Raw genomic sequence first — 21,775 nt, forward strand, 5'->3', positions numbered from 1 at the left:
CTTATTTTGCCCCTCCTTCTGTAAAGATAATTGGTTTTTTCTTATGGTAATCTGTCGTTGCTTCAAATGCTGCTGCGACTTGATAAATTGTTTCTTCATCGTAACGCTTACCAATCAATTGCATCCCAACAGGTAGACCTTCAACATAGCCTGCTGGAATCGAAATCCCTGGTAATCCCGCAAGGTTGACCGGAATTGTGAGGATATCTGAGAGATACATTTGAACAGGATCTTTTGATTTTTCATCGAAGCCAAAGGCAACTGTTGGAGCCGTTGGGCCAAGAATCAAATCATAATCCGCAAATACTTTATTAAAGTCTTCAATAATCAGTGTACGCACTTGTCCAGCCTTTTTAAAGTGCTTATCGTAGGCACCTGCAGAAAGACTAAATGTCCCCAGCATGATACGGCGTTTGACCTCATCGCCAAAGCCTTCTGAACGTGATTTCACATAGACATCCTCAAGATTTTCGATATGCTCTGCACGATAACCATAGCGGATACCATCGAAACGTTGCAGGTTTGAGCTGGCTTCTGAAGAAGCAATGATGTAGTAAACAGCTACCCCATACTTACTATGTGGCAAGCTCACCTCTTCAACAATAGCCCCTAAAGATTCTAAGTGTTTCGCTGCCGCCATAATTTGCTCTTTAACTGCTGGGTCAATCCCTTCGCCAAAATACTCTTTAGGCAAAGCAATCTTCATTCCTTTGATGTCTTGACCAATTTTTGAGGTGAAATCAGGTACAGCAAGCTCTGAACTTGTAGCATCCTTGGTATCACTACCAGAGATAACATTTAAAAGTTGTGCATTTTCTTCAACAGTGGCTGAAAACGGACCAATTTGGTCAAGTGAACTAGAAAAAGCAATCAAACCATAACGAGACACACGTCCATAAGTTGGTTTCAGACCCACGATACCACTGAAAGAAGCCGGCTGACGAATCGAACCGCCCGTATCTGAGCCTAATGACAGGCGGACCTGTCCACTTGCAACAGCACTGGCTGATCCCGAAGATGAACCTCCAGGAACTTTTGTTTGATCCCATGCATTACGAGTCGGTTTTACGAAGGATGTTTCCCCTGAGCCTCCCATTGCAAATTCATCCATGTTTGCTTTACCAATAATAATCATGCCATTGTCATAAAGTTTTTCAACGACAGTCGCATCATAAGGCGGAATAAACCCTGATAAAATCTTGCTTGCTGCAGTAGTTTCAATATTTTTAGTCACAATATTGTCTTTAACTGCTAAGGGAATACCGTCTGTGAGTTTTGTTGCATCAATCCCACGCGCATCAATGGCAGCTGCTTGTGCTAATGCTTCTTCATCTAAAACGGAGATAAAACTTCCCACCGCTGCTTCACGTGCATGCACATCTTCCAAGGTCGCACGTGTTAATTCAACAGCAGAGATTTCCTTTTTGACTAAGAGGTCATGCAACTCTTTAATTGTTTTATCATTCAATGCCATTACGCATCACCTCCATCAGTCAACATCGCAGGTACCTTAATATAGCCGTCTTGTTTCGTAGGTACATTTCGCATGAGTTCGTCACGATTATCACCTGCTACAGCAATATCTTCACGCATGCGGTTTAAGTTGTCCGCAACGCTCATCGTAAACTCTACATTTTCTGTATTTACTTCCTCCAGCTGTTCAACCATTTCAATGATTTTACCCAACTGATTCGTCACAGCATCAATTTCGTCTTCCTCAAATTTGAGCTTTGACAATGCTGCCACATGCTCCACTTGCTCTTTTGTAATCTTGCTCATGTTATTTTCCCTAACTATTAAAGATTTTCATTCTCAATTATAGCAAATTTCTAAAAAAACTGATACAGCTAGGCTTTACTGCCCATTTTCACAATGCTTCATAAAGTTATTTTTACTGCACAACTGGCCCATTAAAAAGGAACCGCTTTCCTGCGGTTCCTCTTCAGATATTTTGAGATAAACTTCTTTCCCAAAAGTTTTCCCCAACTATAAACTGTCTTTAGAAATTACGACCTTCAAGTTTTGTAAAGAGACCTTGATTCAGAACTTTAAGATAAGTTCCTTTCATGCCTAATGAACGACTTTCAATAACACCTGCAGATTCAAGCTTACGGAGTGCGTTAACAATAACTGAACGAGTGATTCCAATCTTATCAGCAATTACTGATGCAATAACATGTCCTTCTTCACCATCAAGTTCTTCAAGAATCGCTTTAACCGCTTTCATCTCTGAATAAGAAAGTGTGTTAACAGCCATATTCGCCATGGTATCTTTACGAATATTATCTTCCATTTGTTCAAGCTTAAGGTTAGAAAGTTGAACTCCGATAACTGTTGTTGCAAGCTCTGCAAGAACAAGGTCATCATCATCGAATTTTCCATCTGTACGCCAAAGGATAAACGTTCCTAAACGCATGCCACTACCATAGATAGGAGCACATGTTGTCAAACCATTAGGATATTCTCCTAAAAGTTCTGCAGGAAATATTGACAATGGCTCATTGATTGTGATGTTTGCTAAGGTATCATAAATACGAATAGCCGCACGTGCATAATCTTCTGGCAAATGCTTTTCTACATAGAAAAGTTCATTAACGCGGTCATTGTTAACTTCATATGGTAGTGAAAAGCCTAAAAGTTTTCCTTTTGTATCAATAATACAAGCATTACAGTCGATAACGTTGGCTAAACGCTCCGTCATGTTGTCATAAGGTAAATCCTGCTTTAGGTCAGTCACACCATCTTGCAGAACTGACGTAATTTTGCGGGTTTTTTCTAATAATGTAGCCACGGTTTTCTCCTATTATATTATTTTCTAAATAAACTCTTAACAGATTATAGCACAAAAAAATTCAAAAAACAACAGCAATAGTCAGAAAATTCGCTTTTTTCATTATAATAAAATAAGACATACAATATGTACATCTTATTTCTTTTTATATACAGAAAATTGACTAACATTACTAATTTCTACTTTTTCATATGAATCTTGAAGCGTCCTCTGCACTGAATCTGAGAGTTCTTGCCCACTTTGAACAATAACATATTTATTCTCCGCATTTGCAAAGACTAGATCAAAATTCTGATGAAACCCTATAGGGTAGTAACTTGGAAAAACGCCCAGACTTGCGACACGCTGTGCCCGCAGATTAATATTCTTATCCCCTGCTATAGCCAAAACTCTATCATCTCTTGTCGTATCGGCCTTCACATGTTGAGCAACTTGTTGCTCCTCGGAGAAGACTTGACGATTCATCCATTGTGAAACAAAAGGTGCACCTATGACAAAGAATAGAGCCAAAATTGGAGCAAAGAGTTTTGCTCTCATGTATTGTTGCAAAACATTTCGACGTTGGTTTACAGCATCCTGTAATGTGTCACTGACAAAAAGCAGGAGTAAAGGCAAGAGCGCTAGGAGATTTGAACTTTCAAATACTGGGGATAAAAGTACAAAAACCAAGACGGCAACTGAACCAATGAGCAGTAAAACTTGCCAAACAAAGGTTTGCCCTGATTTTTTAATATTTAACATGCCATGAACAAAATTAGTTGCTAAACCAAATACTAAAAGAAAGACAATTGATTTTAAAAGAGTCAACCACAGATTAGCTGTAAAGCCTAAGCTGGTAAGAGGAATAATGATGGACTGCTCAATTGAGGTGTAGAGAACTTGCGCATTTAACGCATAGAAGGCTACCGTGTATCCTACCAACAGTACACCAAACAAGGTTGCCAGCAATTGATAGAAACCACGCCCAATTCTCTTGTTCCTAATATTAAAGATGAATAAAGCCAATGCTGAAATCACCCATAGAACGGTCATAACCGGTGATATAACCAAAGCAAAGGCACCGCTCATCCCAAAAAAGATAAAAGCTTCATCACGAACATCTTGGCGCAGATAGCGGTCTAAAAACTGTAAGGCCCACAAAGCAAGAGGCAGAGCCATCAAAGTTGGGGAAGTCCCTCCCTGAGCCAAACCTGCAATTGAAACCAAGGTAAACCCTGCGGTAATGCGCGCAGCTAAACGACTGTGTGTCCGCTGTAAAATCAACCGATAAACTTGTACACCACTTATAAACAAAGCAAAGAGTTGGAAAAAGTAGAGCAACCACGTGGTTTGAGCGAAATGTCCAATCCAATTAATTAAGTAAAAGACTAAACCTCCAGAACCCCAGAAATCATTATAAGGAACCAAACCTGCCTGCATGGCCATTCCTGAATAAAGGTATTGAGATTGTACTCCAACAGATTGGAAATTAAAAAGCGGTAAAGCATAAAAGGTCAAGCTAAGAGCAAAAGAAACCAGAGCAATAAAAAACCAGTCAGCCGCTAAAATTCTCGGTGCCTTTTCTCTTGTTCGTGTAAAGCCTCCTTCTGCCTTGTCACGCCGTGAATAAGAACCGGTGATTTCAACAGAGTCATCAAACGCTTCCTCGCTCTCAAATCCTTCAAATTCTTCGGATTGCGCCATTACTTTTGTCTGTTCATGCCTCAATGTGCGTGAACCATATCTTTTTTTCATGATTATTTCCTTCAACGAGTAATTACTAAATTATAACAAATTTTCCCAAACTACTCAATCTTCCTTAGAAGAACAAGGCCAAAATTCCTGACATTAATGTAGCAATACAAGAAAAAAAGGGCTTCACCCCTTTTTTATCAATAAACTTCGTCGTCTTGATTTTCCATGAAATTATTGAACACTTCTTCAATCATATCCCATTCAGCATCAGATTCTTCAGCAATAGGCTGTAAATCTCCTTCAGTACCGTCTTCATTTTGTGTAAATGAATAAGCTTGAATTTCAACTTCACCATTCTCATCCTCTGTGCCATCAACAGGCATAACGAGAACGTAATTCTTACCAAACTCTTCTTGACCATCGATAGTAATCAAGATTTCAAAAAGGCTTTCATTCCCGTTATCATCAATAAGAGTGATAAAACGTTCTTCGTGTTCGTGGTCATGTGTATGTTCTGACATAATACTTCCTATCTTCTAAAATAATTTATGGGCATCAAGATAGTTTTGCAATATCAAGACTGCCGCAAGTTTATCAATTGATTTTTTACGGTCCTTACGACGGACACCACCATCAATCAATACTTTTTCTGCCTGCATGGTTGTCAAACGTTCGTCCTGGTACTCCACGGGTACACCAAACTCTGAGGCAATTTTTTCGCCATAATTTCTGGATGCTTCGGCTCGAATACCTTCATCGTTATTCATATGCTTGGGTAAGCCAAGTACAATTTTCGAAGGTTTATACTCCTTAACCAGTTCTGCTAAGCGCTCAAAACCAAACTCACCTGATTCACTATCAATTTTTATTGTCTCAACAGGTTGAGCCGTCATACCAAGTAAATCGCTGACTGCAACACCAACGGTTTTTGTACCGACGTCAAGCCCTAAAATTCTGCTGTACATTAGAGTTGTACACCGTGTGCTTTTAGGTATTCTTTAATCAATTCTTCAACAATATCATCACGGTCAAAGCGACGAATCTTGTTGCGCGCATCGTCGTGACGTGGAATATAAGCTGGATCTCCTGACAAAACATAACCTACCATTTGGTTGATAGGATTGTAACCTTTAGCATCAAGTGCACGATAAACATTTACAAGTGTTTCGCCAATTTCTTTTTTACTTGAATCATCAAATTCAAAGCGGACTGTTTCATCTGTAAAACTCATGGTATGTACCTCCTTTGGGATAGGTTCAAGCAAATTGCTTAAAAATCCTTTTAATTAACTTTTCCTAATAATGCTCCTTAATTATACACCATTTCCCCTACGAATTCAATCTATTTCAACTCCTTGCTTGTCTGGAACACTAACATCCTTAGTTTTTTATAAATTTACTGCAAGATAGGAGTTTCTTATGTGACAACCCTTCACGGTAAACTATTCCCTGCAGCCATGTACAAATCGTACCACTCATCATGACTTAAAACAATGTCGCTTGCTTCCGTGACTTCCTTAATACGACTCTCTGTCATTGTTCCGATTATCGTTTGCATCTTTGCTGGATGACGATTAATCCAGGCGATAGCAATTCCTGACGGTGTCACGCCATATTTTTCAGCATAAAAGTTGAGTTTTTGGTTTAATTCGGGGAATTTTTCATTGTCTACAAATGGGCCGTCAAAGAAACCGTATTGGAAAGGAGACCATGCTTGGATGGTCATTTTATTTATACGTGAATATTCTAACACTGAGCCATCTTGCATATGACTGGCCTGATTTGGAATATTTACATTCAATCCTGCATCAATCATTTCCGTATGCTTCAAACCAAATTGCAGTTGGTTGAAATATAGAGGCTGCTTAACTGCTGTTTTAAGCAGTTCTATCTGCATCGGGTTTTGATTGGAAACACCAAAATAGCGTACTTTTCCTGATTTTTCTAGCTCATAAAAAGCCTCTGCAACCTCTTCTGGCTCCATTAAAGTATCCGGACGATGTAGAAGTAATGTATCCAAATAATCTGTCTTAAGCCGCTGCAGCGAACCTTCCACAGATTTAAGAATATGCTCTTTTGAAAAATCATAAGCCACTCCCGGACGAATTGAGCATTTGGACTGGAGATAGATATCCTCACGTCGAATAGATGTCTGTGCCAAAGCTTCTGCAAACACTGTCTCACACTGGCCATCTCCGTAAATATCTGCATGATCAAAAAAGTTAATGCCATTTTCATAAGCTGTCTCAATGACTTTTACAGGATTCTTTCCTGGCTCTATAATACGCATACACCCCAAGATAACCTGCGACGCCTGCATAGCCGCAATTTGAATTTTTTTCATCAACAAAAACTCCTCTTTATTTTACAATAGATTCATTATAGCACAATAAAAGTAAACGCTTAACTTTAAGCTGCTTTTGTTACCATATCTTTTGCTTGAGCAAGGAGAGGCACAATATCTTCCTCTTTCTACAAACCGTGTTTCAGATGAAAAATTAAAAAGCTGTCAAAGACAACTTTTATGCTGTGAATCTTGTGAATCATTTTTAGCAAACATTACCGCAGAGTTGGCAGAACTAAAAAACCTGCCAGCCGGCAGGAATATTTTTTTACAATTAAACTGTAAGTGAAGCACGTCCTTTACGACGACGAGCTGCAAGTACACGACGTCCGTTTTTAGTTGCCATGCGTGCACGGAATCCGTGAGTAGTCTTACGAGGTTTTTTATGCGGTTGGTAAGTACGTTTCATTTATTAAATCCCTGGGCTACTTCACTTGGGAAAGTAGCTCCACCGTTCTTGCGGTGTTCCTTTCTTTCATTTCTGTGCTTAAAGCATACTAAAATATTCTACACTAAATACTCTCAAATGTCAAATTTCTTTTGTCACTGTAATATAACGATTGTATTCGCTACCGTCAGAGTGGCTTGAAACACCGTCTTCCTTCGAAATGATAGTATGCACAATCTTGCGTTCGTTAGATTGCAAGTCGTTAATATACACTGTTTCCCCAGCACGTGCACGTTCTGCGGCACGATGCGCCAAGCTTGTAATATATGCTTTACGCTTTTCATGATAATCACCAACGTTTACAGCGATGTTTACACGTGTACTTAGGATACTGTTTGCATAAGCTTTAGCTAAGGTTTGTAAACTTTGTAAAATCTTGCCATGTTTGCCAATAAGGAGTGCATCTTGATTGGAATTAAGGTTGAAAACGATAAGTGAACTTTCCTTTACAACGTTTACAGTGATAGCTATCCCCATCTCAGATGTAATATTTGTCAGATAGGTGGAAATTTTATCGGCAAAGTCTGACTCTTCATCTGTTAACCCCAAGGGCAAATCTTTTGCTTTTTGCCTAACTTTTTCTGGAATTTCAACTTCTGCAACAGCTTCCTTACTTTGCGCAAGATCCGCCTTGACCTCTTCAATGATAACTTCACGCTCCTCAGCTGTAAGCTCACCCTTCTGCTCTTTCTCAGCTGCACGTACAGCCTTGACAATCTGACTCAACTCAAGCGTAGCTTCCATGGCTGATTGTGCCTTAGGTACACCAAGGTCAACAGCATCAATCCCGCGTTCAGCCAAACGATCCGCTTTGCGAATGGTTTCTTCCTTGATTTCTTCTATATCTACGAGTGCTCGTTTTTTTCCAAAACCTAGAAAACCACGTTTTTCTTTTTGTTTCACATGAATATGCACATTTTCACGTTTTAGACCCAATCGGTATAAACCGCGTTCTATTGCCTCTTCAACTGTTCTTCCAGTAAAAATAGTCATGATTTAAAACTCCTATCTCCTGATTTTACTTCTTATTTTTCAAAGCTTTCTTCAATGCTTTTTCACGCGCTTTTACCTTATCCTTTTCTGCTTTCACCTTAGCTTCTCGCGCTACAATTATCTTAAAAGGATTAGCAATGAGCATCGTTTGTAACACTTGGAAACCATTTGACACTACCCAATAAAGCGCAACACCACTTGCAACATTGATAGCAAAAACAAAAATCATCACTGGCATAAGAAATGTCATCGTACTCGTCATTGCATTTTTTTCAGGTGCCGCTTTCATTGTTAACCATGAGCTAGCAAAAGTAAATAGCGCTGCCAAAATTGGCAAAATGTAAGTCGGATCTTTGTCTCCAATATTAAACCAGAGGAAAGTACCATGCTTTAGGAAATCAACCCGTGTCAATGCTTGATACAAAGCCCATAATATTGGCATTTGAATCAAAAGAGGTAGACAACCTGCGTAAGGATTAACTTTGTTTTTAGCATAAAGTTCCTGAGTTTCTTCCTGAACCTTACGCCGAGAATCCACATCTTTACCTGGGTACTTCGCTTGTATTTTTTTTATTTCAGGCTGAATTTCCTGCATTTTTTGGCTTGACTTAATTTGAATATTCATTAAAGGCAGAAGTGCCACACGAATAATCAAGGTGAATAAAATAATGCCAACGGCTGTCATGCCACCAAATGACAAGAAACGAATGACCTGAGCGAATCCATAAACTATCTGTTCCCAAAAGCTTGTTGAATGTTGTGTGACTTCAGAGCGCCCACAGGCAGCCAATAAGAGTAAAGAAGCACTTGCTATTGAAAGCAAAGTTATTTTCTTTTTCAATCCTTTTCTCCATCTTTATAAATTTTAGATAATTTCAATACATGTTTGAGATTCTTTTTTACTTCTTTAAAACTGAGTTTTTCTACGCCTGGGCGTGCAATGACAACAAAATCTTCACCTTCTAAATGTGATGAAAATTCAGCAACTGCATGCCTTATTAAGCGTTTCACACGGTTCCTTGTAACAGCATTTCCGATTTTTTTACTTACCGAGATTCCTATACGAAAATGCTGTTGCTCAGCATAAAGTTTATATATAATAAATTTCTTGTTGGCAAAGCTATTTTTCGCTAAAAATATTTGTTCAAAATCTTTCGAGCGTTTCACACGATAGGTCTTTTTTATAGCCAAGCCACTCTCTCCCATACTAAAAATTATCTCCACTATTTTAACACAAACTAGAGGAAAAGTCACCCCTCTTCATGAAAGCGCTTTTCAAAGTTGAGTATTCTTGCATATCGCTACTAAGAGAAAACAAGTCATGCTAGAATGGAAGTAAATAAAAGACAGCCTTAACCAGAGAGCCGATAAAATGTACTTCATTTTGCTTCCCTAAACACAACGGTTCCCTGAATCAATCCCCTTTGATTCCTAACTGCTGCCTTTCCTCCCTGCACACTTATTGGTTCTTGTAGGGAGTTTTTTGATATACGCCTCACTCTGTGATTCATATCTCTTCCAATCAAGCTGTAACAAATCAAATCATACGGTGATTTTTTTACTCAAAATTTGGTATAATAATGCAGATGAAAAAAAGTACAAAGAAAAAACTAACTATTTGGAGCTCCAGTATTATAGCTCTATTACTCCTTATTGACTTGGGGGCTACCTTTTATTTTTATAACATTGCGTATGTTCGAAACGATATCCCGACCAGTCAAGTTGAATCTTCAAGTAAAAATTTTCCTCTTGTCAAAAAATTTGATCAACTGGAAAAAACAGACCTTACAATAAAAAATGACGGACTCAAACTCAAAGCCTGGTATGTTCCTGCAGAGAAAAAAACAAATAAAACCGTCATCGTTGTTCATGGCTTTCGTCAAAGCAAAGAAACCATGCGCCAATATGGACAGCTTTTCCACGAACTAGGATACAATGTGCTCCTACCGGACAATCGTGCTGCAGGAGACTCAGAAGGGCAGCTCATTACCTACGGTTTCCATGATAAAAAAGATGTTATAGCCTGGGCCAAGAAATTGACTGATGAAAATCCTAAGACTAACATTACTTTGTTCGGACTTTCCATGGGCGCAGCAACTGTCATGATGGCCTCCAATCAAGAAGAACTCCCAGATTCTGTGAATAGCATCATTGAAGATTGTGGTTATAGCGATGCTTGGTCTGAAATAACCTATCAAGCTAAATCTACATATAATATTCCGCCCTTCCCCCTTGTTTACAGCCTCTCAGCCATGAATAAAGTACGTCAAGGTTGGTTTTTAAAAGAAGCCAGCGCAACTCAAGCTCTTTCTGAAAACAAACGTCCCATCCTCCTCATCCACGGAGATTCTGACACCTATGTGCCAACAGCTATGCTCTATGATAATTATAAAGCCGTTAAAGCAGGCACACCAAAGGAAATGCTCCTTATCAAAGGAGCAGCACACGCCAAAGCTTTCGAGACAAATCCGTCCCTTTATCAGCAAACAATTGAAAAATTTCTAAAAAAATATAATGGTTTATAACCTTTGCGATAGCTGATCAAAGATAAGCTGTCACGATAACTTCTTGAAAATATTATAGGAGCAGGGGATAGCTTCCCTGCTGTTCCATCCTAAAACTGTACAAAATTACTTCCCTCCGCTAAAATATCTACTTTTCCATAGAAATGAGCTTCACATACTTAGCGTAACGAATTACAGTTTATTCTTGCATTCTCTTTAGCAAAATGGTACTATATTAAAGTACCAATTCGCGGAAGTGGCGGAATTGGCAGACGCGCAGGATTAAGGATCCTGTGGCCTATCTTGGCTGTGCGGGTTCAAGTCCCGCCTTCCGCATTTCACTAAACGTCTATTATCTGGACGTTTTTTTCTTTTCCCTAAAAAAACTAAGGCTATCATTTCTTGAAACATGCCCACATCCAACTTCAAAATCAGCCATAAAAATGGTATAATTAATGACATCTGAAAAAATACCTCTACATGTCTGGAAGTAAGGAGATTAGAACTACCATGATGAATATGAAAAATATGATGAAGCAGGCTCAAAAGTTACAAAAGCAAATGCAGGCTGCTCAAGAAGAAATTGCTAGCACAACCTTTTTAGGGAAATCGGCGCAAGATTTAGTAACTGCTGAATTTTCTGGCGATCGTAAATTGACCAACCTCACAATAAAATCTGATGTTATTGATCCGGAAGATCCTGAAACTTTACAGGACCTCGTTACAGATGCTGTAAATGATGCCCTGACTCAAATAGAAAAGACAACTGAACAAAAACTTGGTAAGTTCTCTAAAGGACTCCCTTTCTAATTTTAAAAGCCTCTTAAGGCTTTTTTATGTTGTACAGTAGGTTTTGAAAGCTTAAAACAAAAAACGCTCAAAATGGAACTAGAAAATGCCATTTGAGCGTTTTTTCGTAGGGCTGGTAAAATTGGTTAACTTTTGTCCCAGCTTTTATCTTATTATTTTGTATATTCTTCAACCAGAGCTACAACTTCTTCCATTGTTGCACATTCTGTAAGAGCTCTGTTGGAAAGTTCTTCCATTTTCTTCGAATCCAAACGTTTCATCAATGAACGTGTTTGAAGAACTGATGTTGCTGACATTGAGAATTCATCAAGTCCAATACCCATGAGAAGTGGAACGGCAGTTTGATCGCCGGCCATTTCACCACACATACCAGCCCATTTGCCTTCTGCATGTGCTGCTTTAACAACATTGTTGATAAGGCGAAGGATAGATGGGTTGTAAGGTTGGTAAAGATACGAAACTTGCTCATTCATACGGTCTGCTGCCATTGTATATTGAATCAAATCGTTTGTACCGATTGAGAAGAAATCGACTTCTTTTGCAAATTGATCAGCCAACATCGCTGCTGCTGGAATTTCGATCATGATACCTACTTCGATATTTTCAGCTACTGGAACACCTTCGGCAATCAATTTAGCTTTTTCTTCATCGTAGATTTTCTTAGCAGCACGGAATTCCGTAACCAATGCAACCATTGGGAACATGATACGGAGTGTACCATGAACTGATGCACGGAGAAGTGCACGAAGTTGCGTACGGAACATTGCATCACCACTATTAGAGAGTGAGATACGTAAAGCACGCCAACCCAAGAATGGGTTCATTTCTTCTGGCAAGTCAAAGTATGGCAATGTTTTGTCACCACCGATGTCCATTGTACGGACAACGACTGGTTTACCATTCATGCCTTCAAGAACTGCTTTGTAAGCTTCGTACTGATCTTCTTCCGTTGGGAAGTCTTGAGCATCCATATAGAGGAACTCTGTACGGTAGAGTCCAATGGCTTCTGCACCATTGTCGTTAACACCTTCAACATCTTTAGGTGTACCAATGTTGGCAGCTAACTCAAAGTGTTTGCCATCAGCTGTAACCGTTTCAGCATCTTTAAGAGCAGCCCATTCAGCTTTTTGTGCAGCATAAGCTTCACCAGCTGCATGGAACTCGCTTTGTTGCTCTGGAGTTGGATCAAGAACAACTTCACCTGTTAAGCCTGACACAGCCATAAGTTGACCTTCAGAAACAAGTTCAGTAATATTATTTGTACCTAATACAGCTGGGATTTCCAACGTACGTGCCATAATTGCTGAGTGAGATGTACGTCCACCAATGTTTGTAACAAAGGCTTTAACGTACTTCTTGTCAAGCTGTGCAGTATCTGACGGTGTCAAGTCTTCAGCAACAATGATTACTTCTTCGTTAATCAAAGCTGGACTCGGCAATTTCACACCAAGAAGGTTTGCCATTACACGTTTTGTAACGTCTTTAATATCGGCAGCGCGTTCTTGCATGTAAGCATTGTCTTCCATGCCTTCAAAGATAGCAATGAACATGTCAGTGATTTCTTTAAGGGCTGCTTCAGCATTAACTTTTTTAGATTCAATAGTAGCTTTGATTTGAGCGGTCATATCTGGATCTGCAAGGACCATCATGTGTGCATCAAATACGGCTGCGGCTTCTTCTCCGAGGCTATCTACTGCTTTATCTTTAATAATTTGAAGCTCGCTTTGAGCAGCAGCAAGTGCTGCTTCAAGACGAGCTTCCTCATTTTCGATATTCTCAACAGTAACTGTCTCAAATGACAAGTCAGGTTGAACAAGCAAGTATGCCTTTGCTACGGCTACACCTGATGATGCAGCGATACCTTTAAGCATAGTTGTCATTATTCAGCAAGACCTTCCTTCACCATTGTTTCAGCGATTGTGTTCAATGCGTCGTCAGCATCAGCACCTTCAGCAGTGATAGTTACATCAGCACCTTGACCAACACCGAGTGACATAACACCCATAATTGACTTAAGGTTTACAGATTTACCTTTGTATTCAAGGTTAATTTCTGAAGTGAATTTAGAAGCTGTTTGAACGAGCAGTGTAGCTGGACGTGCGTGGATACCAGTTTCTGCAACGATGTGGAATTCTTTAGATGCCATTTTGGAATCTCCTTATTTCAAATTTTATTCGATGATGCCGCTTTGTTCAGCATATCTATACTATTACATTATACTATAAAGTGAAAAGGTTTGCAATGATTATTCCATTAAATTATATTTATCATTCAATCTTTTTCATTTTAATTCTAAACTTCGCGTCTTTCTGCCTCATAAATTTCGTGGATTAACTTTTCTGTTTTTTCCCAGCCTAAACAAGCATCTGTGATAGATTTTCCAAATACTTCAGGAGTATCTTGACGACCATCTTCCAGATAAGATTCAATCATAAATCCACGAACATAACGCTGGATTTTTTCATCCCAATCACGATTAACTAAAGTTTGCCGGACAATCCTAATCTGCTCCATATATTTTTTCCCAGAGTTATCATGATTCGTGTCCACAATGATAAACGGATGTTTCAACCCCATTTTTTCATAGTTTTCGATAACTTCTTGCAGATTATCTGTATAGTAGTTGGGGATATTCTTACCATACTCATCTTGTCCTCCGCGTAAAATAGCGTGTGCTAATGGGTTTCCCTGAGTTTGTACCTCTGCACGACCAAAGAGAAAATCTTGCTCATGCTGTGCTGCATATATCCCATTAAGCATCACTTTGATATTTCCAGATGTTGGATTTTTCATGCCTGTTGGGGCATCTATCCCCGAAGCTACAAACCGGTGTTGTTGATTTTCCACAGAGCGCGCGCCCACTGCATAATAAGAAACCAAATCATCTACTAAAGGGAGATTTTCCGGATAAAGCATCTCATCTGCAGTTGTCAAACCTGTTTGTGTAATCACCTTATAGTGCAAGTCTCGGACCATACGTATGCCATTGATCAGATCTGCTTTTCCCAAAGCATTAGGCTGATGAATAAGTCCCTTATAACCTTCCCCATTTGTCCGTGGTTTTGCTGTATAAACACGCATAACCATAAATATTTTATCTTTTACTTCTTCTTGAAGCTTTGCCAAACGATGCGCATATTCGAGGACTGCCTCTTCATTATCAGAAGAGCAGGGACCAATGATTAATAAAAGTCTTTGGTCATCACCTTTGATGATTGCTTCCAACTCTCTATCTCTCGCTTCTTTTCGCCTATGTTGATCGTTATCAAGGTGGCTCAACATTTTGATCGCATCAACATTTATCTCTGGGCTTATTATTTTGAAAGACATCTTTCTCCTTTCAACTTATTAATCTTTTATGCGTTGCAAACCTACAAAAACAAACACCCTAAACCAGGGTGTTTCATCTATTTTATCACTTTTTTGACTAAGCGGTGTAAACGCGACCGTGACAATTTTTATATTTTTTACCTGAACCACAAGGACACATGTCGTTACGCCCTACCTTGCTAAAGTCAATTTCTTCTGCAGAAGCCTGCCTCACATTTGTCATGTTTGCTTGTGAAACTGTTACAGTTACACGTGGTGTTTGCTCTTGAACTGCCGTTTGCGGGTGAATTTGAGCTTTCATCATCAAACGTGTCACTTCAAATTCAATCGCACCAATCATGTTGTTAAACATCTTGTAAGATTCTTCTTGATATTCAACAATCGGATTGTTTTGCGCATATCCGCGAAGACCTACTGATTGACGCATTTGATCAAGGTGATCAATATGCTCAGACCAGTTATTATCTACCACACGAAGAATAACTGCACGTTGAAAATCAATTTGACGGCCTTCTTCTCCCAAGCGTTCCATTTGGCTAGCATAATGTTCTTTGACTTTTTCAAAGAGGAAATCTTTAATTTCTTGTACACTCTTGCCTTGGAGATCAGACAGACTAAATGCATCTGCAGAAAGCATCGTGTTCTCAATTGTTTCATAGAGATTAAGTAAGTTTGCTTCTTCTTTCAGATCGGCTGCTGCTGCATGACCATCAACTTGGCGATCAATAGTACGCTTGAACATACCATATAGCGCAGGAGTCATATCCTCAGTTGCCACAATTACTTCATGGCGCTGTGCATAAATAACTTCACGCTGCTCACGTATAACGTCATCATATTGCAAAACTTGCTTACGCGAATCGTAGTTGTTTCCTTCAACACGTTTCTGTGAACCTTCGATTTGGCGTGTAATCAAACCTGATTTAATTACAGCATCATCTCCACTTATACGCATGCGGTCAAGAAAGGCCGAAACACGCTCAGAACCAAAACGTTTCATCAAGTCATCTTCAAGCGAAAGATAAAACTGAGAGACACCAGCATCCCCTTGACGCCCAGAACGGCCACGGAGCTGGTTGTCAATACGTCGGCTCTCATGTCGTTCCGTACCAATGACTGCGAGCCCCTGATACTCTGGATTCGGATGGTCCTTAACTCCAGGACCAAGCTTAATATCAGTACCACGACCGGCCATGTTGGTCGCAATCGTTACTGCGCCTTGCTGTCCAGCATTCATAATGATTTGTGCTTCACGGAAGTGATTTTTAGCATTCAAAACCTCATGAGGAATTTTGGCTTCAACCAATTTTTTCGAGATGACTTCTGATGTTTCTACGGCAACTGTACCAATCAAAATAGGCTGACCTTCAGAATGACGCTTTTTCACGTCGTCCAAAACAGCATTTAATTTTGATTCAATCGTTGGATAAAGCAAATCTGGATGGTCTACACGACGTATTGGACGATTGGTCGGAATTGGGATAATTTGAATATTATAGATTTCACGAAATTCTTCTTCCTCTGTTTTAGCTGTCCCTGTCATCCCTGCCAGTTTTTTATACATACGGAAGTAGTTTTGAATAGTGATGGAAGCCATTGTCTTAGATTCATCTTGAATTGGCACCCCTTCTTTTGCTTCAATCGCTTGGTGTAAACCGTCTGAATAGCGACGACCTGGCATCGTACGACCCGTAAACTGGTCGATAATCAATACTTCTTGTTGATCATCAACCATGTAGTCAATATCATGAAGCATGATATAATTAGCGCGAAGTGCATTGTCCACAAAGTGAGTCAAAGCAACATTTTCCATATCATAGAGATTTTCAATATCAAAGAAACGCTCAGCTTTGTCTATACCTTCATCTGTAAGTGAAATGGTCTTAGATTGCAAATCAATCTTGTAATCATCTCCCTCTTCATAGGCCTCACGACCAATCAGAGTTTTAGCAAACTGGTCTGCACGGTAGTAAAGTGCAGAGGAGCCCTCCGCTTGTCCTGAAATAATCAACGGCGTACGCGCTTCATCAATCAAGATTGAGTCCACTTCATCGACAAGTGCATAATTAAGCGGGCGCTGTACCATATCCTCAAAGCGCGTAACCATGTTATCACGTAAGTAGTCGAAACCAAGCTCTGATGACGTTGAATAAGTGATGTCGCAATTGTAAGCTTCACGTTTTTCTTCTGGCGACTTAGAGTTAAGGTTCAACCCTACTGTCAAACCGAGCCAATTATAAAGCTCACCCATTTCAGTAGCATCACGTGTTGTCAGATATTCATTGACTGTAACAACGTGCACTCCTTTACCAGAAATAGCATTCAAATAAACAGGCATAGTTGCTGTTAAGGTTTTACCTTCACCGGTACGCATCTCAGGAACGTCACCATTGTGGAGTACAATCCCCCCCATAATTTGCACGTGGAAAGGGAAAAGTCCCAGCACACGTTTGGCTGCTTCTCGACAGACAGCAAAAACCTCGTACAACATATCATCAAGGCTTTCGCCTGCTGCCGCACGTTTTCTAAATTCTTCTGTTTTTGCTTGCAACTGCGCATCTGGAAGGGCAGCCATTTCTTCTTCGTATGATTCGACTTTTTGAGCCATTTTATGTAGCTTTTTCAGCTCTTTTTTGTCGTTCTCCACTAACTTTTTAATAATATTTGACATGTATTCTCCGTTACTATCCTAAAGGGATATTTCCCCTATTTTAGCATTTTTAAAGGTTTTTTCCAATAGATAACATAAATTTCAAAATACTTTTGTATCATTCCGCAATGTATTTGTAATTCGGGTCGATTTCTTTATCAAGCTGCGCAAAAGCGGATTCTAAGCGGCGATTCACTTCTTCAATTCCTTCGGCATTTGCTTTTTTAATATCTGAAATATCAATAGGCTCACCAAAATTCAACTGTACTTTCTCACGTTTGAAAATGCCTTTCATTGATAAAGGACCTTGATAGACAGCTGGAACAATGCGAACTTTAGCCATCTTAGCAATGATGGTCACACCACCTTTTAATTCGCTTGAATGACGTGAACCAGTTGGAAACATAATGAGAGACTTGTCTGACTTTTTCAGCATCTTCACTGGATATTGGATAACTTCACGCCCCGGATTTTCACGGTCCACAGGAAAGGCACCACATTTTTTTATCCACCAAGCAAAAAAAGGATTTTTAAAAAGTTCTTTTTTTGCCATAAAGATAAATTGCTTTGGACGCGTTGCAAAAGCCAAATAAACAGGATCCAAGACCATGCGATGTGGCGCAACTAAAATGTAGTTCTCGGACTTATCTGGGATACGTTCCGTATGGTGATATTGGGCTTTACCATTGAAGATAAAAAGCAAAAAGCGAACTAAACCGCGTAAAAATGTATAAAACATAACCGATATGATACTCCTAGCAAAATATTTAGCTTTTATAAATTTTATACTATTTAACGAGATTTAGCCAGTCTAAAAAACCAAAGCTTCCTCAAGGGATTTTGGGCTATACTTTTTCTCTTTTACAAGCCAAGTTCTAGGTCCAAGATGGTCTGAGGGCTTTGGAGATGAATTGTTTGCAGGCCACTCTCTTGAGCACCCGCTATATTTGCAGCATTATCATCAATAAACAGAGTTTCCGAAGCCTGTAAACCAGCCAAGTGTAAAACTTCTAAGAAAGACTCTTTATCAGGCTTCCTTAGGTGTAAACCATGCGAGTAAAAAACTTTTTCAAAATAAGATTCTAAACTTCTCCCCATTTGCTCCAAGCATTTTTGCTCAAAACATTGGGCATGTATACTATTCGTATTTGAAAACAGGAAAATCTTATATTTTTTTGAAAGTTTCTCAAGATAGCGCATACGCTCCCTGTTGAAGTCCTTTAAGAGCAAATTCCAAGCTTCTTCAATTACTCTGTCCTCTAAATCTAGTTGACTTTCTTGTCTCAGGCGTTCACAAAACTCAGCTGGCGTAAGCAAACCCAACTCTAGCTCTTCAAAAAAACTCGACTGCTTCTTTAAAGTGAAATACTTTTCAAAGTCTTGAATCCCAAGGTTCTGAAATTTCCTGTTCATTCCTTTAAAATCTAAATCAAGAAGTACTCCCCCAAGGTCGAATATTATATTTTTGAAAGTCACAACTTCCTCCTGACTTAATCTACTTACGCGCATTCTTTGTATCTATGAGTATTGTTACAGGTCCATCATTAACAAGAGTTATATCCATATCTGCTCCAAATTCTCCCGACTTGGTAGGTACAATGCTGTTAAGCTTTTTATTAAACTTAAGATACATAGTCTCTGCGTAAGCAGGATGCCCTGCCTGAGAAAAGCTTGGACGAGTTCCTTTGCGTATATCTGCATAAAGCGTGAATTGCGAGATGGACAAGACCTCACCATGAATATCTTGAACAGACAAATTCATCTTACCAGCCTCATCTGAAAAGATGCGCATTTTACTTATCTTACGGACAGCGTAATCAAGGTCAAATTCAGTATCCGCATCCTCTACTGCCACAAGAAGCAAGAGTCCTTGCTTAATTTGGTTTCTGATTTCACCTTCTATTTTAACTGAAGCTTCCTTCACTCTTTGAATTACTATTTTCATAATTTTATTTTATCAAAAAAACTATCCAATGGATAGATTTCTTTTATCTTTTTATACTTCATTAGCCATTTGTTCGCTTTACGCTGTAAACATCTGGCGTCATTTTAATTTTATCAACAATCAAAGTGAGGTCCGAAAGATTTTTTATGCCAATCGACAGGTTAATGTTAGCCATCTTACGATCCTTTGTTGGATGAGCGTTTATTGAAATTAGGCTCTTTGTTGTATTGGACAATACTTGAACGATGTCATTGAGCAAATTCGGACGATTAAAAGCATAGACATGAATATTTGCCACATATTCTTTAGTCAAATGCTGAGAGTCATCCCACTCAACGTCAATCAGACGTTTCTCATAATCTTCTTGACCTCGAACATTTTTACAGTCTTCTCTGTGTACAGAAACACCTCGACCTTTAGTAATATAGCCAACAATCTTGTCGCCAGGAACAGGGTTACAACATTTACTGATGTGAATCAACATGCTGTCAACACCGGAAACGCTCACGCCTCCGTCATGGCGAATTTTCATGACGTTTTTGTTTTTGTTCTCGCGTTTAACTTCACCCTTCATCAGTTGCTCTGATTCGGCTTTAAGTTTTTCTTTTTCAACCTTTCGCCGTTCATTTTCTGTCAACCGATTGAAAACTGAAGTTGCCGATATTTCACCAAAACCTACTGCTGCAAACAATGCTTCACTGTCACGATAGCTTAACTTTTCAAGAACCTCATCCAGATGCTTTTTATCTAAATATTGATTAGGTGTAAAGCCATTTTCTGCCAGCTCCGCTTGCAGCATTTCACGTCCCTTATGAATAGAGAGCTCTTTATCTTGACTCTTGAAAAACTGTTTTATCTTATTGCGGGCCTTGTTAGTTTTAACAAGCTTGATCCAATCTCGACTCGGACCAAATGACGTTTTTGATGTGATAATCTCAACCTTATCACCAGTTTTAAGTACATAGTTGAGTGGCTGCATCCGCTCATTAATCTTTGCTCCTACTGCATGATCACCAACTTGTGTATGGATAGCATAAGCAAAATCAATAGGTCCAGACCCTGCTGGCAATTCTTGTACAGCACCTGTTGGAGTAAAGACGTAAATCTTATCTCCTAGAATGTCTTCCTGAACAGCCTTTACAAATTCTTCCGCTGAATCTCCTGACTGTTCCTGCAACTCTACCAGCTCATTAATCCAGTTAAGAGTTTCAGAAATCTCATGAACATCAACTTTAGATTTACGCCCTTGTTTATATGCCCAGTGCGCAGCTACCCCGTATTCCGCTATTTGATGCATTTCATGCGTTCTAATTTGGAACTCCATTGGTCCCTTAGGACCGTAAACTGTTGTGTGAACTGACTGGTAACCGTTGGCTTTAGGGTTTGCTATATAATCCTTGAAACGTCCCGGCATTGGCTTCCACAAGTCGTGAATGTAACCGAGAGTAGTGTAAACATCACTTGTCGAGTCTGTCAAGCACCGAATAGCAATTAAGTCATAAATTTCATCGAAACGTTTTTTCTTATCATGCATTTTACGATAAATTGAATAAATATGTTTCGGACGACCGTAAATTTCAGCATCAACGTTGGCACCCTCCATGCGCTCGTTTAACTTCTCAATGACCTCGGAAACTAAATTTTCACGTGTCGCACGTTTTTCATTCATCAAACCACGAATACGGTAAAATTCTGTTTCATTGAGGTAGCGGAAAGATAAATCTTCAAGTTCCCATTTAATGCTCCCGATACCTAAACGATGCGCAAGCGGTGCATAGATAGCCATCGTTTCACTCGAGATACGTTTCTGCTTATCGGGACGGAGGTTTTTCAGCGTACGCATATTGTGAAGTCTATCTGCAAGTTTAACCAAAATGACACGAATATCTTTGCTCATAGCCATGAGCATTTTACGGTGATTCTCTGCAAGCTGCTCTTCATGCGATTTATATTCTACTTTACCAAGCTTGGTTACACCATCAACAATATTCGCTATTTCTGAGCCAAATAACTCCTCTAAGTCTGCTTGTATAAAGTTTGTGTCCTCAACAACATCATGCAAAAAACCTGCCGATACAGTGGCTGCATCAAGCTGTAACTTAGCCAAAATTCCTGCGACTTGAATCGGATGAATGATATAAGGTTCTCCACTCGCACGATATTGCTCCGCATGCGCTATAGAAGCACACTTTAAAGCCTTACGCACCAGTAATACATCTTTTTCATTCATATATGTGGAGGCAAGCTTAACCACTTGGTCTCCTGTAAAATTTGGTTCTGAAGGCAT

At 39.4% G+C, this 21,775-nt stretch carries 22 protein-coding genes and 1 tRNA gene; 3 read left to right on the forward strand and 20 right to left on the reverse strand.

Features of this window, described 5'->3' with window-relative positions:
* Position 1 precedes the first annotated feature (1 nt).
* From gatA to rnpA, 12 genes are all read right to left on the reverse strand, one after another.
* Complete coding sequence (gatA, locus tag B4H39_RS09315; protein WP_251420380.1) at positions 2 to 1,474, reverse strand: Asp-tRNA(Asn)/Glu-tRNA(Gln) amidotransferase subunit GatA; 1,473 nt, start codon at positions 1,472 to 1,474, stop codon at positions 2 to 4.
* Complete coding sequence (gatC, locus tag B4H39_RS09320; protein ID WP_202229606.1) at positions 1,474 to 1,779, reverse strand: Asp-tRNA(Asn)/Glu-tRNA(Gln) amidotransferase subunit GatC; 306 nt, start codon at positions 1,777 to 1,779, stop codon at positions 1,474 to 1,476. Before gatC ends, gatA begins: the two co-directional genes overlap by 1 nt.
* Positions 1,780 to 1,999: 220 nt before the next feature.
* The gene (codY, locus tag B4H39_RS09325) at positions 2,000 to 2,791 is read right to left on the reverse strand and encodes a GTP-sensing pleiotropic transcriptional regulator CodY (RefSeq protein ID WP_202229604.1); all 792 of its coding nucleotides are present in this window, start codon (positions 2,789 to 2,791) and stop codon (positions 2,000 to 2,002) included.
* 135 nt (positions 2,792 to 2,926) lie between these two features.
* On the reverse strand, positions 2,927 to 4,525 hold the full coding sequence (locus tag B4H39_RS09330; protein ID WP_251420382.1) for a glycosyltransferase: 1,599 nt from the start codon (positions 4,523 to 4,525) through the stop codon (positions 2,927 to 2,929).
* 137 nt (positions 4,526 to 4,662) lie between these two features.
* Positions 4,663 to 4,986: a DUF1292 domain-containing protein gene (locus tag B4H39_RS09335; protein WP_202229600.1), complete on the reverse strand. Its 324-nt coding sequence runs from the start codon at positions 4,984 to 4,986 to the stop codon at positions 4,663 to 4,665.
* 15 nt (positions 4,987 to 5,001) lie between these two features.
* Positions 5,002 to 5,430, reverse strand: coding sequence for a Holliday junction resolvase RuvX (gene ruvX / locus B4H39_RS09340; RefSeq protein ID WP_202229598.1), 429 nt, complete (start codon positions 5,428 to 5,430; stop codon positions 5,002 to 5,004).
* Positions 5,430 to 5,696, reverse strand: coding sequence for an IreB family regulatory phosphoprotein (locus B4H39_RS09345; protein WP_003133629.1), 267 nt, complete (start codon positions 5,694 to 5,696; stop codon positions 5,430 to 5,432). Before B4H39_RS09345 ends, ruvX begins: the two co-directional genes overlap by 1 nt.
* 200 nt (positions 5,697 to 5,896) lie before the next feature.
* Positions 5,897 to 6,808, reverse strand: coding sequence for an aldo/keto reductase (locus tag B4H39_RS09350; protein ID WP_251420385.1), 912 nt, complete (start codon positions 6,806 to 6,808; stop codon positions 5,897 to 5,899).
* A 274-nt stretch (positions 6,809 to 7,082) separates the two neighbouring features.
* Positions 7,083 to 7,217 carry a 50S ribosomal protein L34 gene (rpmH, locus tag B4H39_RS09355; RefSeq protein ID WP_003135255.1) on the reverse strand — a complete coding sequence of 45 codons (135 nt, stop codon included), beginning with the start codon at positions 7,215 to 7,217 and terminating at the stop codon, positions 7,083 to 7,085.
* 120 nt (positions 7,218 to 7,337) lie between these two features.
* Positions 7,338 to 8,249 carry an RNA-binding cell elongation regulator Jag/EloR gene (jag, locus tag B4H39_RS09360; RefSeq protein ID WP_202231261.1) on the reverse strand — a complete coding sequence of 304 codons (912 nt, stop codon included), beginning with the start codon at positions 8,247 to 8,249 and terminating at the stop codon, positions 7,338 to 7,340.
* Between the two features lie 25 nt (positions 8,250 to 8,274).
* Positions 8,275 to 9,090, reverse strand: a complete 816-nt coding sequence (locus B4H39_RS09365) for a YidC/Oxa1 family membrane protein insertase (RefSeq protein ID WP_251420387.1) — start codon at positions 9,088 to 9,090, stop codon at positions 8,275 to 8,277.
* Complete coding sequence (rnpA, locus tag B4H39_RS09370; protein ID WP_202231263.1) at positions 9,087 to 9,455, reverse strand: ribonuclease P protein component; 369 nt, start codon at positions 9,453 to 9,455, stop codon at positions 9,087 to 9,089. Before rnpA ends, B4H39_RS09365 begins: the two co-directional genes overlap by 4 nt.
* A 380-nt stretch (positions 9,456 to 9,835) precedes the next feature.
* Between rnpA and B4H39_RS09375 the strand changes: the two genes are divergently transcribed.
* The 3 genes from B4H39_RS09375 (at position 9,836) to B4H39_RS09385 (ending at position 11,563) form a co-directional block, all read left to right on the forward strand.
* Positions 9,836 to 10,774, forward strand: coding sequence for an alpha/beta hydrolase (locus B4H39_RS09375; protein WP_251420390.1), 939 nt, complete (start codon positions 9,836 to 9,838; stop codon positions 10,772 to 10,774).
* Between the two features lie 229 nt (positions 10,775 to 11,003).
* Positions 11,004 to 11,089: transfer RNA gene (locus B4H39_RS09380), tRNA-Leu, on the forward strand.
* Between the two features lie 174 nt (positions 11,090 to 11,263).
* Entirely contained in the window at positions 11,264 to 11,563 is a 300-nt protein-coding gene (locus tag B4H39_RS09385) for a YbaB/EbfC family nucleoid-associated protein (RefSeq protein WP_251420393.1), read from the forward strand.
* Between the two features lie 152 nt (positions 11,564 to 11,715).
* Here the strand turns inward: B4H39_RS09385 and ptsP are convergent, their stop codons facing one another.
* The 8 genes from ptsP to B4H39_RS09425 all read right to left on the reverse strand — a co-directional run bounded on the left by ptsP (position 11,716) and on the right by B4H39_RS09425 (position 21,775).
* Positions 11,716 to 13,443: a phosphoenolpyruvate--protein phosphotransferase gene (gene ptsP / locus B4H39_RS09390; RefSeq protein WP_202231266.1), complete on the reverse strand. Its 1,728-nt coding sequence runs from the start codon at positions 13,441 to 13,443 to the stop codon at positions 11,716 to 11,718.
* Positions 13,443 to 13,709, reverse strand: a complete 267-nt coding sequence (locus B4H39_RS09395) for a phosphocarrier protein HPr (RefSeq protein ID WP_202231267.1) — start codon at positions 13,707 to 13,709, stop codon at positions 13,443 to 13,445. The genes ptsP and B4H39_RS09395 overlap by 1 nt, the downstream gene beginning before the upstream one ends.
* A gap of 146 nt (positions 13,710 to 13,855) precedes the next feature.
* Entirely contained in the window at positions 13,856 to 14,893 is a 1,038-nt protein-coding gene (locus B4H39_RS09400) for a 3-deoxy-7-phosphoheptulonate synthase (protein WP_251420396.1), read from the reverse strand.
* A gap of 97 nt (positions 14,894 to 14,990) precedes the next feature.
* A complete protein-coding gene (gene secA / locus B4H39_RS09405) occupies positions 14,991 to 17,564 on the reverse strand; it encodes a preprotein translocase subunit SecA (RefSeq protein ID WP_251420400.1) in 2,574 nt (857 codons plus the stop codon).
* Positions 17,565 to 17,661: 97 nt separating this feature from the next.
* Positions 17,662 to 18,282, reverse strand: coding sequence for a lysophospholipid acyltransferase family protein (locus B4H39_RS09410; protein ID WP_251420403.1), 621 nt, complete (start codon positions 18,280 to 18,282; stop codon positions 17,662 to 17,664).
* A gap of 122 nt (positions 18,283 to 18,404) precedes the next feature.
* The gene (locus B4H39_RS09415; RefSeq protein ID WP_202231271.1) at positions 18,405 to 19,019 is read right to left on the reverse strand and encodes an HAD family hydrolase; all 615 of its coding nucleotides are present in this window, start codon (positions 19,017 to 19,019) and stop codon (positions 18,405 to 18,407) included.
* A 19-nt stretch (positions 19,020 to 19,038) separates the two neighbouring features.
* The gene (dtd, locus tag B4H39_RS09420) at positions 19,039 to 19,488 is read right to left on the reverse strand and encodes a D-aminoacyl-tRNA deacylase (protein WP_251420405.1); all 450 of its coding nucleotides are present in this window, start codon (positions 19,486 to 19,488) and stop codon (positions 19,039 to 19,041) included.
* 61 nt (positions 19,489 to 19,549) lie between these two features.
* Positions 19,550 to 21,775 carry a RelA/SpoT family protein gene (locus B4H39_RS09425; RefSeq protein WP_202231273.1) on the reverse strand — a complete coding sequence of 742 codons (2,226 nt, stop codon included), beginning with the start codon at positions 21,773 to 21,775 and terminating at the stop codon, positions 19,550 to 19,552.

Origin of the sequence: Lactococcus sp. UBA7128, assembly GCF_002492185.1 — a bacterium.
In the GTDB taxonomy this organism is placed as follows: Bacteria; Bacillota; Bacilli; order Lactobacillales; family Streptococcaceae; genus Lactococcus; species Lactococcus muris.

Coding starts and splice junctions, on each gene's coding strand:
- B4H39_RS09350 (WP_251420385.1), bottom strand. CDS start 6,808: ATGAAAAAAATTCAAATTGCGGCTATGCAGGCGTCGCAGGTTATCTTG.
- B4H39_RS09335 (WP_202229600.1), bottom strand. CDS start 4,986: ATGTCAGAACATACACATGACCACGAACACGAAGAACGTTTTATCACT.
- gatA (WP_251420380.1), bottom strand. CDS start 1,474: ATGGCATTGAATGATAAAACAATTAAAGAGTTGCATGACCTCTTAGTC.
- B4H39_RS09400 (WP_251420396.1), bottom strand. CDS start 14,893: ATGTCTTTCAAAATAATAAGCCCAGAGATAAATGTTGATGCGATCAAA.
- B4H39_RS09425 (WP_202231273.1), bottom strand. CDS start 21,775: ATGCCTTCAGAACCAAATTTTACAGGAGACCAAGTGGTTAAGCTTGCC.
- jag (WP_202231261.1), bottom strand. CDS start 8,249: ATGACTATTTTTACTGGAAGAACAGTTGAAGAGGCAATAGAACGCGGT.
- rpmH (WP_003135255.1), bottom strand. CDS start 7,217: ATGAAACGTACTTACCAACCGCATAAAAAACCTCGTAAGACTACTCAC.
- B4H39_RS09410 (WP_251420403.1), bottom strand. CDS start 18,282: ATGTTTTATACATTTTTACGCGGTTTAGTTCGCTTTTTGCTTTTTATC.
- rnpA (WP_202231263.1), bottom strand. CDS start 9,455: ATGGGAGAGAGTGGCTTGGCTATAAAAAAGACCTATCGTGTGAAACGC.
- ruvX (WP_202229598.1), bottom strand. CDS start 5,430: ATGTACAGCAGAATTTTAGGGCTTGACGTCGGTACAAAAACCGTTGGT.
- secA (WP_251420400.1), bottom strand. CDS start 17,564: ATGTCAAATATTATTAAAAAGTTAGTGGAGAACGACAAAAAAGAGCTG.
- B4H39_RS09375 (WP_251420390.1), top strand. CDS start 9,836: ATGAAAAAAAGTACAAAGAAAAAACTAACTATTTGGAGCTCCAGTATT.
- B4H39_RS09395 (WP_202231267.1), bottom strand. CDS start 13,709: ATGGCATCTAAAGAATTCCACATCGTTGCAGAAACTGGTATCCACGCA.
- B4H39_RS09345 (WP_003133629.1), bottom strand. CDS start 5,696: ATGAGTTTTACAGATGAAACAGTCCGCTTTGAATTTGATGATTCAAGT.
- dtd (WP_251420405.1), bottom strand. CDS start 19,488: ATGAAAATAGTAATTCAAAGAGTGAAGGAAGCTTCAGTTAAAATAGAA.
- B4H39_RS09385 (WP_251420393.1), top strand. CDS start 11,264: ATGATGAATATGAAAAATATGATGAAGCAGGCTCAAAAGTTACAAAAG.
- B4H39_RS09330 (WP_251420382.1), bottom strand. CDS start 4,525: ATGAAAAAAAGATATGGTTCACGCACATTGAGGCATGAACAGACAAAA.
- ptsP (WP_202231266.1), bottom strand. CDS start 13,443: ATGACAACTATGCTTAAAGGTATCGCTGCATCATCAGGTGTAGCCGTA.
- gatC (WP_202229606.1), bottom strand. CDS start 1,779: ATGAGCAAGATTACAAAAGAGCAAGTGGAGCATGTGGCAGCATTGTCA.